Raw genomic sequence first — 16,694 nt, 5'->3', positions numbered from 1 at the left:
GAAAAAAGGTTAACGGGTGAAAGCGGCGTGTAAGGTGTCCACGCTACGTGCCGCACGCAGCGTGCGTCCGGGGTTGCTCTGGTTTGCCAGCAGCGTTTGTACCTGGCTGACGATGTGTGCGCCGATAGGCAGCGCTGACGTCGCCGCAGGGGAGGGGGCATTGCAGGTGTGGATCGATCGCGGTGTGGTGACAAACAGAAAATCGTCAATCAGCTTGCCGTCCGGCGAAACGGCCTGAGCGCGGACGCCTGCAGGCCACGGTTGCAGATCGTTTAGCGTCAGGCTCGGGCAGTACTTTTGCACCAGTCGCAGATAGCCACTCTTGCACAGCGAGTTTTTCATTTCGCTTAAACCGGCGCGCAGGTTGTTTTGCAGAACCCGACGAATGCCGGAAGAACCGAGGATCTCCAGCGTATCGCTGAGCGAAAAGTCGCGTTTGCGATAGCCCTCGCGCTTAAACGCCAGCACCGCATTTGGCCCAACCGTGACGCTGCCGTCGATCATGCGGGTGAGATGGACGCCGAGAAACGGCATCGCCGGATCGGGAATCGGGTAGATCAAATGGTTGACGATATGGTTGTGTTCCGCCGCCAGGCGGAAGTACTCGCCACGGAACGGGCAGATGATAAAGCCTGGCTCGACGCCGAGCATTTTCACCAGCCGATCGGCCATCAGTCCGGAGCAGGTAATTAGCGTCGACCCTTCAAATTCCTGTCCCTGGCGGGTACGCACGACCATGCCCGAGGCGTGCTCTTTCAGAGCGCTGACGTCGGCGTTGTAGATAATTTCGCCGCCTCTGGCCTGGAAGATTTTCGCCATCGCCGCCGTGACCTCCCGGTAGCTGACGATCCCGCTGGACGGCACAAAAATGCCGCCGAGTCCGGTGATGTTTGGTTCGCGCTCGCGCAATTCCTGCGCATTCAGCCACTCGCGTTCTAAGCCATTCGCGGCGGTGCGATCCCACAGGGCGCGCATCCGTTCCATTTCCTGTTCAGAGGTGGCGACCAACATCTTGCCGCAGGTGTCGTAGCGGATGCTGTTTTGATCGCAAAAGGCTTTGGTCGCACGGTTACCGACGAGACAAAACTGCGCTTTAAGACTGCCGGGAGTGTAATAGACCCCGGCATGGATCACGCCGCTGTTGTGGCCCGTCTGATGACAGGCCGGGCCGGACTCTTTTTCCAGCAGCGCGATGCGAGCGTCCGGATAGACCTCACTTAACTGCATGGCGGTCGACATGCCAATAATGCCGCCGCCAATAATCACAAAATCATACATCCGCTTGTTCCTTCACGCTTACTGATGCGTCTGGTAGTGGTGGGTGGAATAAGCGAAGTAGCCGCGCTGACGCATGAGTTCGCGGCGCAGGTCCGGGTGCGAGGTAAAACGATCGCGACCGTGTAGCCAGAACAGGTTGTTGATCAACAGGAATTTACCCACCGAAACCGGAACGGACAGGATGCTTTTGCTGGTTTCCAGCGCATCAGACAGCTCGCTCAGCCAGACACCTTCTTCAAAATCTTTTGGCTGCACAAACTGGTCGATGTAGCGCATAACCGGGCGGCCCTGTTGGTCGACGTCAAATACCGGGTGGTACACATCATGACTGACGTTCTTGCTGGGCGGCGCAGCGAAGCGCATCGGACGGCGCGCCAGTGGGTGGCTGAAGTACTCGTCAAGATGTTCCCAGTCGTCAAGATGCAGCAGCAGCGAGTTGCCGCCGGTCATGTTTTGCTCGTCGATTTTCATCATCAGCACGTAATCGGTGATCTCTTCGACGTAGGTGCCGTCGTTATGCAACTCCATTACGCGGTGTGGCTGACGCAGATAGCTGTCTGAGTTATCGACGTTTTTTACCACAAAGCGCGCATAATACTGACCGCTCATGGCATCAAAGTTGGAGCGTCCAACCAGATGGGCCACCGCGGTTGCCAGTTTGACCATATCGTCAGCCTGCGCCACGTTATCGATGCCTTCTGCGTTGATCAGCAACGCGCCCTTTGCGCGATCCAGCAGCGTTTTCAGCAGCAGCGGCTGCAGCTGGTTGTCGCACAGATCGTCAAGGATCTTGCCCACTTTGAAGCGCAGGAACGATTTGTATTCCAGTGCCTGCACCGGCCATTGCGCGACCTGCCGAAGAAAGTGTTCTGTCGTCCGGGCGGAAAAGGTCAGCTCCAGCAGACGTGGGGATTGGGCTGACGGTTTCAGCGTAAATCCGTTGCCAGGTTGGCCTGGATCTTCAGCGTTTGGTTTAACGGCAGTCAGTGCATTCATCAGAATCGATCCTCTCAGTAGATGGTCAGGGAGACATGGCGAAGCTCATTTCGTAGCCATAAATTAAAAATATCTACATTTTTATAAAACGCGCACAAAATGAACTTTTTGTTTCTTTTTTGTGATCAAAAACAACAAATACTTAACATTATTAAATGCAGGGATAAATGCATGCGTATCGGGAGAAAAGGGCGGAAAAGGTTGAGGAAACCGCCGGTTAGCCTACACTAACGCCGGTTGCGGTGTGTCTGATGAGCGAGGTTCGGGATAAACATGTTGCTTAAAAACCTCTTCCGTCGGGTGAAGTGGGTCAGTTCCGGCCTGTTGGCGCTGATCAAACACGTGGTGCTGACGCTGCTGGTGGTACTGATTATTTTTCTCGGCGTGCGGGTGTATCAGACAGAGAGTGGGCCTGATCTTCATTCCTGGCATACCTGGCACGGGAATGAAATGAGCGCGGCGGCGCTGGATAACGCCACCTTTGCGCAGTATCAGGTACGGGAAGCGGCGCTGTTTGCCGATCTACAAAAACAGGTGGGCGATACGCTGAGCCCGGATGAGCAGACGCCGATCAACCGTTTCTGGTTGGGCAGTCGGGTTGCTCCGGCGCAATTTACCCCCAACTGGAACCGCTCATTCGTGTTGATGCCGCAAGGCAAACCGCGCGGCGTTGCCGTGATGCTCCACGGCCTGACAGACTCGCCCTACAGCCTGAAAGATATCGCCCGGATCTACCAGCAGCAGGGATTTATCGCCGTGGTGCCACGCCTGCCCGGACACGGTACCGCGCCAGGCGCGTTAACGGCGGTCGACTGGGAAGCGTGGCTGGCCGCGACACGTCTGGCGGTGCGTGAGGCGACGAGACTGGCGGGTAACGAGGTGCCGCTGCATCTGGTGGGGTACTCTAACGGCGGCGCGCTGGCGCTGAAATACACGCTGGACAGTCTGGACGACGCCACGCTGCGACGTCCGCGTCAGGTGGTGTTGCTGTCGCCGATGATTGGCGTCACCTCCTTCGCCCGTTTTGCCGGGCTGGCGGGACTGCCGGCGCTGTTTCCCGCGTTTGCCAAAGCCGCGTGGCTCAACGTCACGCCAGAATTTAACCCCTTCAAATACAATTCGTTTCCTGTCAATGCGGCGCGGCAGTCTTATCTGCTGACCAAAGCGCTACAGCAGCAAATTGTGCAGGATGCGCAGACTATGCGACTTCACGATCTGCCGCCGGTGCTGACCTTCCAGTCGGTAATGGATTCCACCGTCAGCACCCAGGCGGTAGTGGAGTCGTTGTATCGCTATCTGGGACCTAACGGCAGCGAACTGGTGCTGTTTGATATCAATCAGGCGGCTAACCTGCGCCCTCTGCTGCGGACATCTTCTTATACCGCCGCCGCGACGTTGCTGCCCTCCGTACCGCGAGCTTACCGCACAACGGTGGTCACTAATGCCACGGCAGAAACGCTGGCCGTGGTGGCGCGTGACACCCTCGCCGGAACGCGTGATGTGCAGGTTCAGCCGTTACAGGAGGCCTGGCCGCAGGAGATGTATTCGTTGTCGCATGTGGCGGTGCCCTTTCCACTGACCGATTCGTTGTATGGGTTGGAGCCGGATGTGTTGAATCGCTATGGGCTGAGCATTGGCACGATTGCGCTGCGCGGAGAGACCTCCACGCTGCTGGTGGGGCTGGATACGTTAATGCGTGTCACCTCGAATCCGTTCTTTCCCTATATGAAGGAACGGATTGAGGCGGTTATCGGAAGGAATGTTAAGAATTGAGACTGTTGCCGGATGACAACGCGGCGTGTTTTATGCGGCCTGGGTTGCGGGTAGGCCGGATAAGCGAAGCGCCATCCGGCGAGGCATTACCCGACATCCACCTGCGGTTTGGTGTGGCGCTTACGGAGGATCCGTAACAGCGGCGGGATCACAATGACTGCCACCGCCATCACCAGCAGCACTTTGGTGACGCTACTTTCCCACAGAATCGCCATATTGCCGTTGCTGATCGACAGCGCACGGCGCAGGTTTTGTTCGAGCATTTCGCCCAGCACAAAGCCTAAGATCAGCGGCGACATCGGGAAGTGCATTTTGCGCAGAACGTAGCCCAGCACGCCGAGCGCGACCATCAGCACCAGATCGAAGGTTGTACTGTGTACGGCGTACACCCCGACAGCGGAAACCGCCGCGATAGCCGGTACCAGGAACCACAGTGGGATGGTCAGCATCCGGGTGAACAGGCCGATCAGCGGAATGTTCATCACCAGCAGCATCACGTTGGCAATCAGCAGAGCCGCAATCAATCCCCAGACGATATCCGGTTGTTCGGTAAACATCGCCGGTCCCGGCGTGATGTTGTACAGGGTTAGGGCACCCATCATCACGGCCGTGGTGCCGGAACCCGGCACGCCCAGCGTCAGCATCGGAATAAACGAGCCACAGGCCGACGCGTTATTCGCCGCTTCTGGTGCGGCAACCCCACGAATATCGCCTTTGCCGAAGCTGTCGCTGTTGCCGCTGATTTTTTTCTCGGTCATGTAGGTGATGGCGCTGGCGATGGTGGCACCCGCGCCCGGCAGCACGCCGACGAAGAAGCCAATCACCGACGAGCGCAGCGTCGCGCCGACGCACTGCGCGCCTTCTTTGGCGTTGAACAGCATGCGCCCTGTTTTGCGTACCAGTTTCTGCCCGCTGCTGGTATGTTCCAGCATCAGCAGGATTTCAGAAACCGAGAACAGGCCGATCACCACGACGATAAACTGCACGCCGTCAGAAAGATGCACGCTGTCAAAGGTAAAGCGATACACCCCGGTGTTGGCGTCAACGCCGACGGTCGCCAGTCCCAGACCAATCAGCGCCGCCAGAAACGATTTCAGCGGATTTTGCGCCATCATGCTGCCAAGACAGGCAATCGCAAAAACCATGAGCGCGAAGTACTCTGCCGGACCAAACGCCAGCGACCATTGCGCCAGTAAGGGGGCGAACAGAATGATTCCGCCGATGGCGATCAGTGAGCCAAAGAAGGAACTGACCGCTGAAATAGAGAGCGCGACGCCGCCGCGCCCCTGTTGCGCCATCGGGTAGCCGTCCAGCGCGGTCATAATTGCCGCCGCATCGCCGGGCACGTTGAGCAAAATCGACGAAATGCGTCCGCCGTATTCGCAACCAATGTAAACCGTTGCCAGCAGGATTAGCGCCGATTCCGCTGGCAGATGCAAAGCAAAGGCCAGTGGCAACAGGATCGCCACGCCGTTGATCGGCCCCAGACCCGGCAGCAGACCGACAATGGTGCCGACGAAGCAGCCGATCAGCGCGATCACCAGGTTTTCCGGCGTCATCGCCACCGCAAAACCCTGAGAAAGATATATCCAGGTATCCATCGTTTCTCCGTTAACTCAGCCAGGCGCCGAGCGGTAAGGTGACATCAAGCAGGCGGTCGAAGGCATACCACAGGGCGACGCCGAGGATCGCGCCGGAAATGCCCGCGGCGGGTAATGTGGCGCCAAACAGAATGCCAATCACCAGCGTCAGAATGGCGGTGGCGACAGGGAAGCCCAGCCACTCAAAGCCCCAGGCGTACATCAACAGGACGATCACCATGGTTAACAGTTTTTGCAGGACGTGCCGGCGCGGCCAGTCCACAACATCTGGATGGCGTAACAGGAGTGCCAGCGCGCACAGCGCCATCAGGGCGATAATCCCCAGCGGAAACGGACGCGGGCCGACCGGTTCGTAACTGTATTCACTCTGAATTTGCCAGGCGATAAACAGCCCGGCGATACACAGCAACAGCCAGATACCGGCGAAAATACGATCGCTCATCGGAGCCTCCATCTTTATTTCGCCAGGCCAAAGGCTTTCGCCTGCTCGCGGTAACCGGTCACCTGTTTTTTGACATACTCATCAAGCTGTTGACCCGTCATATTGAATTCGAACAGGCCGCGCAGGTCGCGCTGCTTTTTGAACGCGTCGGTCTGCTGGAGTTTTTCAAATGCCTGCACCCACCATTGATACTCGGCATCACTGACTTTCGGGCCGACATAAAAGCCGCGAATGATGGGCCAGACCAGGTCGTAACCCTGCTCTTTGGCGGTAGGCACATTGGCGAGTTGTCCGGGCAGACGGTTTTCAGAGAAGACGGCGAGGACGCGGATTTTATCGCCGCTCAGATAGGGCACCATCTCACTGAGATCGCCGGAAACCACCTGTACATGATTGCCCATCAGTGCGGTGACTGGTTCGCCGCCGCCTTCAAAGGCGACATAGCGCATCTTGTGCGGATCGACGTGAGCCTGTTGCGCCAGTAGCGCCGACTTCATCCAGTCCTGGCTGCCAATAGAGGCCCCGGCGCCAATCACCACGCTGTTGGGATCTTTTTCCATCGCGGTGAGCAGATCTTTCAGTGACTTCCACGGTGAGTCGGCGCGCACGGCGATCATGCCGTAGTCCGTACCGACGCTCGCCAGCCAGCGCACATCATCCACGCCGTAACGACCAAATTTACCCTGCGACAGGTTCAACAGCGAACCGCCGGAGAACGCCACGACCGTCCCCGCTTCGGCGGGCCGTTGCGCGACGATCGCGTTATAGGCGACTGCGCCCACGCCGCCTGGCATGTAGGTGACGCGCATCGGTTTCTCGATAGCGCCGGTTTCCATCATGCTTACCTGAATCAGTTTGCAGGTAAGGTCAAAGCCGCCGCCCGGTTTCGCCGGGGCGATACATTCGGTACGCGACGGCGCTTCTTGCGCCAGGACAGAGGTGCTCATCAGTAAAACGCTTGCAGCAAGGGTACGAACGAACTGTTTTTTCATTATTTATCCTCACGCCGGAGAACCGGATGGTAGGGTTCGGAAGATTATTTTTTGATTATGTGAACCAACATGTAGCGGTTCAGTTGCGTGATTGTTAAAACATTAACCTTTCATTTCCCTTTCAATGCGGCAGAAACTTTACAGGATGTGATATGCGTCTCTTATTGGCGGAAGATAACCGTGAGCTGGCTCACTGGCTGGAAAAAGCGCTGGTGCAGAACGGATTCGCCGTGGACTGTGTGTTCGACGGACTGGCTGCCGACCATCTTCTGCATAGCGAAACCTATGCGCTGGCGGTTCTGGATATCAATATGCCTGGGATCGACGGACTGGAAGTGGTGCAGCGTCTGCGTAAGCGTGCGCAGACGCTGCCGGTGCTGCTGCTGACAGCGCGTAGCGCGGTGGCGGATCGGGTAAAAGGACTCAATGCCGGAGCGGATGATTATCTGCCCAAGCCCTTCGAACTTGAGGAACTGGACGCCCGGCTGCGGGCTTTGCTCCGGCGCAGTGCGGGACAGGTACAGGAGCTTCAGCAACTGGGCGATCTGGCATTCCATGACGAAGGATATTTCTTGCTTCAGCAGCAACCGTTGGCGCTCACCCCGCGTGAACTGGCGCTATTGACGGTGCTGATGTATCGCAGAACCCGTCCGGTATCGCGCCAGCAGTTGTTCGAACAGGTCTTCAGCCTGAACGATGAGGTCAGCCCCGAAAGTATCGAACTGTACATTCATCGTCTGCGGAAAAAATTACAGGGCAGCAATGTGCGGATCACCACGCTCCGCGGGCTGGGATACGTGCTGGAGTGCGGCAATGAGGTGGGTTAAACCCCAGTCGTTATACCTGCAATTGATGCTGTTTCTTGGTCTACCGTTGATTCTGCTGTGGGGACTGTCGGCGTTTAACAGCTACGTCAGCGCCCTGCAGGCGGCAACGCAGGCCTATGACCGCACGCTGCTGTCGTCTGCCCGCACGGTGGCGGAGCGGCTGGTGGTCCGCAATGCAACGCTGGAGGTCAATGTTCCGTGGGTGGTGCTGGACAGCTTTGAACTGAACATGAACGACCGGCTGTACTATAAAGTGGTGGACCCGTCGGGGAAGGTGATTTCGGGTTACGACGACCTGCCGGCAATGCCGCCTTCCACCTCTCGCACGCAACTCTACCCTGCGCTGGCCTGGTTTTATCATACGCAATATCAGGGGCAGGCCATTCGCGTGGCGCGCCTGTTGCAGCCGGTAAACGAGGGCGGCATTGTCGGGATGGCGGAGATCTACGTCGCAGAGACGCTACAATCGCGGCGTTACCTGGCAGGACAACTGCTGTTTTCGTCATCGGTAACGCAGGGTTTGTTGGTGCTGCTGACGCTGGTGCTGGTCGGCTGGCTGCTGCGCCGCGTGCTGCGGCCGATGCGTCAGCTCTCCTCACTGATGGTGCGACGTGAACCGGAACTCCTGACACCGTTACCTGAACTGCTGCCCTGGTCGGAGACGCGGTTGCTGATCGTCGCGTTTAACCGCTATCTCGATCGCCTGCGCGCGCTGATCTCCCGGCAGGAACGGTTTAGCGCCGATGCCTCTCATCAACTGAAAACCCCGCTGGCCGTGTTGAAAACGCAGGCCGCCGTGGCGCTTGCCAGCGAACAGCCTCAGCAGTGGCACGAGAGTTTACGGGCGATGAGTACGACGCTGGACAACACCATCCTGCTGACGGAAAGGTTGTTACAGCTTTCAGCGGTGAAGCGAAAAGAGCAGGGGGAGCGGCAGTTTTCACCGGTCAATCTGTTCGAGGTGGTGCAGACGAGCTGTTTCACGCGACTGGCGCAGGCGCGCAGTAAAGGCATCGACCTGGGTTATGAAGGCGTGCTGGAGGCGATATGGATAGACGGTGATGATGTCCTGCTGGGGGAATTGTGCGGTAATTTGCTGGATAACGCCCTGAAATATACCCCGGCGCAAGGGACGGTGACCGCCAGGTTACGTCGGGAAGGTGAGGCCGTGGTGCTGGAGGTCGAAGACAGTGGTCCTGGCATCGAAGATGAACAGATTCATCAGGCAATGCTGCCGTTCCATCGTCTTGAAAATGCCGGAACGGAAGCCGGAGCAGGCATTGGCCTGGCGCTGGTTTCTGATATTGCCCGTTTGCATCGCACCCATCCTCATCTTTCACGCAGTAATACGTTAGGCGGTTTACATGTTCGGGTTCGCTTTTTAGTGGTCGCTCACATCCCGATGAAAACATAAATATTCTTTATAGACAATCAGATAGCCGGAATTACCACATTGGGCCATAAAAGCTTTTAGCAAAAAGTGCTTTTCAAAGGTAGTTTTTACACGCTGGCAAAATGTTAAAAATCTTATTACGCAATATAAAAATCCTGGGTTCCTCTCTATTTCCCCTTTCATGATACGGAAAAATAGAATTTCGTCATCTGTCCTTCCCAGGAATTTATGCTCACTAATTATTATTTTCTGATATTAATGTTCAGGCTAATAGTCCGGGGGCGTATTGACAGCTTTTTAGGCGAGTGTAAAACTGAGCGCAAGAATTACATAAACATTATTAACCAAACAGCAAGCCGCAATGGCTGCCGCCGAACCGATCCCGGGTCGTCACCAGAAGGTCTGAATTTATCGTGTGTTGTCAGTCACCAACTGGCATGAGTGGATGTTTTGTACAGGGATACGCGTTATATATTTGCATAATATTGTTTTTTATTTCTGACGATGGTCTGTGATTCATTAACGCCCTCTCCGGAGAGTAAATCGTGGAACCTGGATGTTCGTTATTTACTCATGCATGGATACTATTGTCGGAGACAATATGTGAAATCATTATAACACCACCAATAGATTATTTAATTTAAGACTGTTCAGAATTCATTTCTGAATAGCCCTCTATTTCCCATTTCCAGGTGAGGGAAGCTTATCGATTCTATGTTGCGTATTAAAAACAATTACACCGCATATAAACATTTTATCAGATTATGAGCATTTTTTATGAACACAAATTATCGCGTTATATGGAATGAAGTTCTGAAGGTATTTCAGGTTTGTTCCGAGTTGGTGAGAGGGAAAAGCCAGTCATCAACCCATTCATCTTTGAAAACAACGTCCTCTTCCGCGCAACAACATCATGCTTTGCAACCGCTTTTTAAACGTAGTGCCCTGTCACTGCTGCTGCTGGCCTCTCTGCCCGCCTATTCGGCCATTATTGATAATGGCGAGGTGGTCAACGTGGCGACGGGATATTCACTGGATTACTACACTTTCATCGGCATGAACGGCGTGGGCACACTGAATATTCTCGCGGGCGGTGTGGTGGCAGGATCGGATGTCTACAAGCTCATTATCGGCGATAACACCCAGGCGAACGGTACGGTGAACGTCGATGGTTCCGGCTCTTCGTTACGTTCAGGAGCGATGACCATTGCCGAGTACGGTGTCGGCACCATGACCATCTCCAACGCTGCGGTGGTGAATACTTCAGGGTTGGGCGTGTTGGGCGGATCAAATGGCAGTCACGGGTCCGCTACGATCCGTTCGGGTGGACTGTGGAATTTAGTGAATTCTTCGGGGGCGCTCCAGGACCTGAATATTGGTTATGGCGGCACAGGAGTGATTAACATTGAAGAGGGCGGTGCGCTGAACGCCGGTATGACAACGATTGGCAGTTTTGAGGCCGGGGTCGGAACCGTCAGCGTTAGCGGTCAGAATTCAACAATGAGCACCGGCGCGCTGCGGGTCGGGGATTATGGTTCGGGAACGCTGAATATCTCTGACTCTGCCATTGTACGCAGTAGCGCCGACAGTATGCTGGGACGTTCGCCTGCTGGTTACGGGCGAGTGAATATCAGTAACGGCGGGGAATGGCGGATCGCTGACGCCAGTGACGTCACCAAAAAACTCAACGTGGGTCATTCCGCGACAGGGATACTGGATATTCAGTCGGGTGGGAAAGTGGTTGCCAGCGCGGTGAGCCTGGCGGCAAATGGCGGCGAGGGGACGGTGAATATCAATGGCGCCGGATCGCGTCTGGATGCGACGTCAGCCACCGTCGGCGCCGTGGGCGACGGTACTCTCAACCTGAGTAACAGCGGCGCGCTTAACCTGAATGGCAAACTGTTCATTGCGCAGAATGCCTCAAGCACCGGCGTAGTGAACATTGGCGCGGCTCAGGGACAGGCCGCCGCCGGAGCGGGCGTGATTTCCGGCGTGACCGGCGTGACGTTTGGCTCGGGTACCGGTTCTCTTGTGCTCAATCACACCACCAACGATCCCTCCACCGCGGGAGGATATCAGCTCGCTATGCCGATTACCGGCCAGGGAACGATTGTTCATCAGGCCGGGCATACCGTACTGACGGGGGACAATACCTACAGCGGGAAGACCCTGGTCAATGGCGGCACGCTCACCTCGGCTCAGCAATCTAGCGCTAACAGAACCGGCCTTGGCAGCAGTGAAGTGACGATTGGCAGTGATGGCACGCTCGAAATTGTCGGTGCCACCGACACCAGCACTAATGACTTTGCTTTTAGCAATGTGTTGAACGGCACGGGGTTGATGTCTGTCAATCTGCACGCTGGAGATGATGTCTTTTCCTTTACGCCTGCCGTCGGCAACAGTTTTCGCGGAGCGGTTGAGTTGCGAAATAGCACATTTGCGCTTTCCGGGAATAACGCTTCGTCATTGGCACAATCGCTGTTAATCAGCAGTGCGGGGAACACCACAACCGTCAGCGGTACGCAGGATCTTACGGGGCTACTTTTTAATGGGGGCACGCTGGCTTTTGACGTTACGCTTCCGGGGTCAACGATCTCCGACAGTCTGGTGTCGGTCAATACCCTGGTTGCCGGCGCAGCGGGGGTAATGTACAACGGACGCGAACACCAGGCAGACGGTACCGGCACGGTGAAAGTAAACCTTGCCGATCCCTGGAACGATACTGGCGCGGCGGCGAATCCAGATACTACCGCAAACCTGCTCCAGCAGGATGACACCGGGATTGGCGTACAGCTGGTGAAAGCGTCGATTGTGCTTGGGTCGGGTGGTTCACTGACGCTTGCCGATCAAAACGGTGCGCCGATTGCGGCAGATAAAACCCTTCAGATAGCGCAGAACGGGACGACCGTGGCGAACGGGCAGTATGGTTTTCGCCTGACCACTGCACCGGGTAATGGCCTGTATGTAAACTACGGTCTGAAGGCGTTGGATATTCTCTCCGGACAAACGTTGGTGCTGTCGCCGTATGCGGGGGCGACGGGTGCGGGCGCTGATATGTCGGCGACGATCTCCGGCAGCGGCAATCTGGCGGTGAATACGGCTGATGTCGTGTCGCTCTCCAACGGCCTGAACGACTACAGTGGTGCCACGCAGGTACAGGCAGGGACGTTGCGCACCGACGCCGATGGCGCGTTGGGCGAGACCAGCGAATTGCACATCAGTAGTGGAGCGACCGCCGATCTCAATGGTACAACCCAGACGGCGGGTACGTTGACAGGACAGTCAAACTCTACCTTAGCACTAAATGGCGGCTCGCTGACCCTGTCGAACGGTGGGCTTAGCGAGGGAAGTCTGACCGGCAGCGGCGCGCTGAATGTTAACGGCGGCCTGTTAACGATTGATGGTGCTAACGCCGCCCTGACGGCCAAAACGACCATCAGCAGCGGGGCGGAAGTGAGCGTAAATGATGTGCTGGGTGCAGGCAGCGGCGATATCGTCGACGGCGGGACATTAACCCTGAATGGCGTTGTCGGCACGCTGACGAACACCCTCAGCGGAGCGGGCGGCATTGATGTGGCAAACATGTCAGATGTGGTCGTCAGCGGGGATAACAGCGGTTTTAGCGGCCTGTTCAATATCGACACAGACAACAAACTGACCGTCAGTGAACAGCAGAACCTTGGCACTGCTTCTGTGACGGATAACGGCCTGTTGACGGTAGCGACGGACACGGACTGGACGCTGGACAATGCCATTAGCGGCACAGGCAATCTGACCAAGACCGGTAGCGGCGTGTTGACACTGAAACAGGATTTGGCCTCCTGGACGGGCACCACCGATATTCTCGACGGTGAGATTGCGCTGGGTAGCGATGCCGATTCTGCCGTCGATATGGCTAACCAGCAGGTAAATATTCACGATGGCGCTACCCTGTCGGGGTATGGTCGTACCGCCGGGGATGTGGATGTGATGAGCGGCGGGACGATGCAGGTGTCCGACTTTACAGTCGGCGGCAATCTGACTCACAGCGGCACTGTGATCCTGGGGCGTTCGGGTATGCAGCCGGGTAATCACCTGGATGTGAACGGTAACTACCACGGTAATGACGGTCTGATGGTATTTAACACAGCCCTCGGCGGTGATGATTCCGCCACGGACAAACTGACCGTACATGGCGATACCTCCGGTAACACGCGGGTGGACGTCAATAATGTCGGCGGTATTGGCGCGCAGACCCGCAACGGCATTGAACTGGTGCAAGTGGAGGGCAATTCAGCCGGTCAATTCGCCCTGACCCGTGGCTCCGTGGAGGCCGGTGCGTATGTCTACACGCTGGCGAAGGGAACCGGCGAGGCGGCGAAAAACTGGTATCTGACCAGCAAATGGAATGGTGTGATTGATTCGGACAACCCGCCGGTTGTTGATCCGCGGACGGTGGATGTTCTGCGACCGGAAGCGGGTAGCTATACCAGCAATATTTCTGCTGCGAACACGCTGTTTGCTCACCGTCTGCACGATCGTCTCGGCGAGCCGCAGTACAGCAATGCGCTCCAGGATGAAGGGCTGGCTGGCAGCATGTGGATGCGCCACGTCGGCGGGCATGAACGTTCCTCGGCGGGGGACGGCCAACTGAAAACACAGAGCAATCGCTACGTGCTGCAACTGGGCGGCGACATTGCACAGTGGAGTATGGATGGGCTGGACCGCTGGCATCTCGGCGTGATGGGCGGTTACGCCAATGAGCACAGCAACACCCAGAGTAACCGTGCAGGATACGGTTCAGACGGACGTACCAGCGGCTACAGCGCCGGTCTGTACGGAACCTGGTATCAGAATGCCGTGGATAACACGGGGGCGTATGTTGATAGCTGGTTGCTGTACAACTGGTTCGACAACACGGTGGATGCGGACGAGCGTGAGAGCGACAGCTATGACTCTAAAGGGCTGACGGCCTCGCTGGAAGCGGGTTACACCCTGAAAGCCGGTACGTTCAGCGGCAGCCAGGGTTCTCTGAACACCTGGTACATCCAGCCGCAGGCACAGGTCACCTGGATGGGCGTGAAATCGGATTCGCATACCCGGCATGATGGTACGCGCATTGAAACAGAAGGTGATGGCAACATTCAGACGCGTCTTGGGGTGAAAACGTACCTCAACAGTCATCACAAAATGGATGACGGACAGCAGCGTGAGTTCCAGCCCTATGTCGAAGTGAACTGGATCCACAATACCGAATCCTTCGGCGTGAAGATGGATGGCGTGAAAATCAGCCGTGACGGCGCGCGCAATCTGGGTGAAGTGCGTACCGGGGTGGAAGGTAAACTGAATAACCGTTTAAGCGTCTGGGGGAATGTCGGTGTGCAACTGGGTGATAAAGGCTACAGCGATACCCAGGGCATGCTGGGAGTGAAATACAGCTGGTAAGTTCAGACGGGGAAAAGCAGAAATAAAAAAGCCGCGTAAGCGGCTTTTTTATTCTTTAATGATCAGGGCGAAAGATTTATTCGCTGATTTTCTTCTCTACGCTGGCTGCGCCTTCTTTGGTTTTATTCCAGCCCTGCTCAGCACTTTCTTTCGTGGCGTTCCAGCCTTTTTCAGTACCTTCTTTGGTTTTATGCCAGGTTTCTTGCGAGCCTTCGCTAACTTTGCTGCTGATATTATCCTGTTTACCTTCGGCGTGGTGTTCTGCTTTCAGTTTTTGCTCTTCACCCTGATTCTGCGCCTGGTGTAATTTCTCTTTCGCTGTATTTGCGTTTTCATGTGCGGCAGCGACATCATTATCGGTTGCGTGTGTCGTAGCGGCAAAAACAGGAGAAGCCAGCAGAAGTGCAGATAATGCGATTAGAGTCTTTTTCATCATGTCCTCGCTTTACGTTATAAGTTATTAGCGTGATTAAGCATGGCATCTAAACGAAGCGCTGGCTTTAGGAAAAAACTGTAAGCGGGAAATATCGATTTTTTTCCATGTGTTACGTCAGGAGCGCGTCATGCTGATTGGCGTTGACGGCGACAAATAAATATCGACATGACTATGGTTATTTATCGTTCTTTCTACCATGCTTTTTAGATTCGTGGCGTTAAGCGAGTCAACGACAAAATAATAACTTTTCTTTCGCCCGGGGCTGACAATGCGTAACACTCTTCTCCCTATTATTGTTTCTGTGTTGCTCTTTATTTTCGGTGTTTCTGTTTTAAGGAAGTTGCGATTAAGTGGTCCGCAGCTCCCGATATGACGCCCCAAACCGTCCTTTATCGACGTCCTGTGGCTCAATTTTCCAATTTTCAGCCCAAAATCGTCTCTTCGTGGCTGATTTTGGCCCTGTTTCAGGCTAATTTCCTCATTTCAGGTAGATCTCGCCTGTGCCCGTATCAATTGGTCAACTCGAACCAGGTTCGCCAGGGTGAATAACATCGCCAGTTGACTGTCATTTTTAGCCAGCCCCTTGTACCTGGCTTTGACGAAACCAAACTGACATTTTACTATCCGAAATGGATGCTCAACCTTCGCTCGGATACTCGCTTTCAGGTATTCGTAACGGATGGCCAGCTTGTTCTTGCGCGGGTGTTGCTTCAATGCATTCACTTTGCCGGGACGCTTGGCGATAAGCCAGTCTGCGCTGACATCGCTGAGCTCATCGCGCTTTTCGGCCCCCTGATAACCAGCATCGGCTGAGATAAATTCTTCATCGCCATGCAGTAACTTGCCAACCTGATTGAGGTCGTGCTCGTTAGCCGCCGTGGTCACCAGACTGTGGGTCAGGCCACTTTTGGCGTCCACGCCAATGTGCGCTTTCATGCCGAAGTACCACTGGTTACCTTTCTTGGTCTGGTGCATGTCTTCATCACGGCTGTTGTGTTTGTTTTTGGTAGAGCTGGGGGCTTGAATGATGGTGGCATCCACCAAGGTGCCCTGGGTCATTAGAACGCCACACTCTGCTAGCCAGTGATTAACGGTACTGAAGATTTTGCGGGCCAGTTCATGCTGCTCCAGCAAATGCCGGAAATTCATGATGGTAGTGCGGTCTGGAATGGCTTTATCCAGTGACAGGCGAGCAAATTGGCGCATGGAGGCGATTTCATAGAGGGCATCTTCCATGGCCTCATCGCTCAGGTTGTACCATTGCTGCATGCAGTGAATACGCAGCATGGTTTCCAGCGGATAGGGCCTGCGACCATTACCGGCCTTGGGATACACAGGCTCGATAACGCCAAGTAATTTGTCCCAGGGAAGCAAGTCATCCATTCTGCCAAGGAAAACTTCTTTGCGGGTCTGGCGGCGTTTACTGGAAAACTCACTGTCGGCAAAAGTCAGTTGCTGGCTCATCCGGTTACTCATTCTGGGTTCAGGTTACAACACGATGATCTCACATCTCGGACTTATTCGCACCTTCC

Annotated in this window: 11 protein-coding genes; 4 read left to right on the top strand and 7 right to left on the bottom strand. The window is 55.5% G+C overall.

Features of this window, described 5'->3' with window-relative positions; all coding sequences use genetic code 11:
- Window positions 1-9 precede the first annotated feature (9 nt).
- Both lhgD and glaH read right to left on the bottom strand, forming a co-directional pair.
- Window positions 10-1,278, bottom strand: a complete 1,269-nt coding sequence (gene lhgD / locus OGW13_RS23905; protein WP_042999648.1) for an L-2-hydroxyglutarate dehydrogenase — start codon at window positions 1,276-1,278, stop codon at window positions 10-12.
- Window positions 1,279-1,296: 18 nt separating this feature from the next.
- Complete coding sequence (gene glaH, locus OGW13_RS23900; protein WP_042999649.1) at window positions 1,297-2,274, bottom strand: glutarate dioxygenase GlaH; 978 nt, start codon at window positions 2,272-2,274, stop codon at window positions 1,297-1,299.
- A 273-nt stretch (window positions 2,275-2,547) separates the two neighbouring features.
- Between glaH and OGW13_RS23895 the strand changes: the two genes are divergently transcribed.
- Window positions 2,548-4,047 (top strand): alpha/beta hydrolase, encoded by a 1,500-nt coding sequence (locus OGW13_RS23895; protein ID WP_287116569.1) that lies wholly within the window; start codon window positions 2,548-2,550, stop codon window positions 4,045-4,047.
- A gap of 86 nt (window positions 4,048-4,133) precedes the next feature.
- On the opposite strand, the gene OGW13_RS23890 is transcribed toward OGW13_RS23895, so the two are convergent.
- The 3 genes from OGW13_RS23890 to OGW13_RS23880 are packed head-to-tail and all read right to left on the bottom strand — an operon-like array spanning window position 4,134 to window position 7,082.
- Entirely contained in the window at window positions 4,134-5,648 is a 1,515-nt protein-coding gene (locus OGW13_RS23890; protein WP_042999650.1) for a tripartite tricarboxylate transporter permease, read from the bottom strand.
- Between the two features lie 10 nt (window positions 5,649-5,658).
- On the bottom strand, window positions 5,659-6,090 hold the full coding sequence (locus OGW13_RS23885; RefSeq protein WP_042999651.1) for a tripartite tricarboxylate transporter TctB family protein: 432 nt from the start codon (window positions 6,088-6,090) through the stop codon (window positions 5,659-5,661).
- Between the two features lie 14 nt (window positions 6,091-6,104).
- Window positions 6,105-7,082 (bottom strand): Bug family tripartite tricarboxylate transporter substrate binding protein, encoded by a 978-nt coding sequence (locus OGW13_RS23880; protein WP_054176932.1) that lies wholly within the window; start codon window positions 7,080-7,082, stop codon window positions 6,105-6,107.
- Window positions 7,083-7,234: 152 nt separating this feature from the next.
- On the opposite strand from OGW13_RS23880, the gene tctD reads away from it, so the two are divergent.
- The 3 genes from tctD (at window position 7,235) to OGW13_RS23865 (ending at window position 14,726) form a co-directional block, all read left to right on the top strand.
- Window positions 7,235-7,909, top strand: a complete 675-nt coding sequence (tctD, locus tag OGW13_RS23875; protein ID WP_044255134.1) for a transcriptional regulator TctD — start codon at window positions 7,235-7,237, stop codon at window positions 7,907-7,909.
- Entirely contained in the window at window positions 7,896-9,323 is a 1,428-nt protein-coding gene (locus OGW13_RS23870) for a sensor histidine kinase (RefSeq protein WP_058586987.1), read from the top strand. Before tctD ends, OGW13_RS23870 begins: the two co-directional genes overlap by 14 nt.
- Window positions 9,324-10,079: 756 nt before the next feature.
- Entirely contained in the window at window positions 10,080-14,726 is a 4,647-nt protein-coding gene (locus tag OGW13_RS23865; RefSeq protein WP_287116568.1) for an autotransporter outer membrane beta-barrel domain-containing protein, read from the top strand.
- A gap of 76 nt (window positions 14,727-14,802) precedes the next feature.
- Here OGW13_RS23865 and OGW13_RS23860 read toward each other — a convergent pair whose 3' ends face one another.
- Window positions 14,803-15,159 carry a KPN_00521 family repetitive protein gene (locus OGW13_RS23860; protein ID WP_156595857.1) on the bottom strand — a complete coding sequence of 119 codons (357 nt, stop codon included), beginning with the start codon at window positions 15,157-15,159 and terminating at the stop codon, window positions 14,803-14,805.
- Between the two features lie 486 nt (window positions 15,160-15,645).
- Complete coding sequence (locus OGW13_RS23855; RefSeq protein WP_000082736.1) at window positions 15,646-16,626, bottom strand: IS5-like element ISEc68 family transposase; 981 nt, start codon at window positions 16,624-16,626, stop codon at window positions 15,646-15,648.
- Window positions 16,627-16,694: the final 68 nt, after the last annotated feature.

It is taken from the genome of Citrobacter sp. Ca225 (assembly GCF_030337175.1).
Classification (GTDB): Bacteria; Pseudomonadota; Gammaproteobacteria; order Enterobacterales; family Enterobacteriaceae; genus Citrobacter_A; species Citrobacter_A amalonaticus.
This window is presented reverse-complemented; position numbering and strand designations above follow the sequence as displayed.

What these genes read in the sequence shown, in the direction of transcription:
- OGW13_RS23880 (WP_054176932.1), bottom strand. Translation starts at nt 7,082, where the DNA reads ATGAAAAAACAGTTCGTTCGTACCCTTGCTGCAAGCGTTTTACTGATG.
- glaH (WP_042999649.1), bottom strand. Translation starts at nt 2,274, where the DNA reads ATGAATGCACTGACTGCCGTTAAACCAAACGCTGAAGATCCAGGCCAA.
- OGW13_RS23895 (WP_287116569.1), top strand. Translation starts at nt 2,548, where the DNA reads ATGTTGCTTAAAAACCTCTTCCGTCGGGTGAAGTGGGTCAGTTCCGGC.
- OGW13_RS23860 (WP_156595857.1), bottom strand. Translation starts at nt 15,159, where the DNA reads ATGAAAAAGACTCTAATCGCATTATCTGCACTTCTGCTGGCTTCTCCT.
- OGW13_RS23885 (WP_042999651.1), bottom strand. Translation starts at nt 6,090, where the DNA reads ATGAGCGATCGTATTTTCGCCGGTATCTGGCTGTTGCTGTGTATCGCC.
- lhgD (WP_042999648.1), bottom strand. Translation starts at nt 1,278, where the DNA reads ATGTATGATTTTGTGATTATTGGCGGCGGCATTATTGGCATGTCGACC.
- OGW13_RS23890 (WP_042999650.1), bottom strand. Translation starts at nt 5,648, where the DNA reads ATGGATACCTGGATATATCTTTCTCAGGGTTTTGCGGTGGCGATGACG.
- OGW13_RS23870 (WP_058586987.1), top strand. Translation starts at nt 7,896, where the DNA reads ATGAGGTGGGTTAAACCCCAGTCGTTATACCTGCAATTGATGCTGTTT.
- OGW13_RS23865 (WP_287116568.1), top strand. Translation starts at nt 10,080, where the DNA reads ATGAACACAAATTATCGCGTTATATGGAATGAAGTTCTGAAGGTATTT.
- OGW13_RS23855 (WP_000082736.1), bottom strand. Translation starts at nt 16,626, where the DNA reads ATGAGCCAGCAACTGACTTTTGCCGACAGTGAGTTTTCCAGTAAACGC.
- tctD (WP_044255134.1), top strand. Translation starts at nt 7,235, where the DNA reads ATGCGTCTCTTATTGGCGGAAGATAACCGTGAGCTGGCTCACTGGCTG.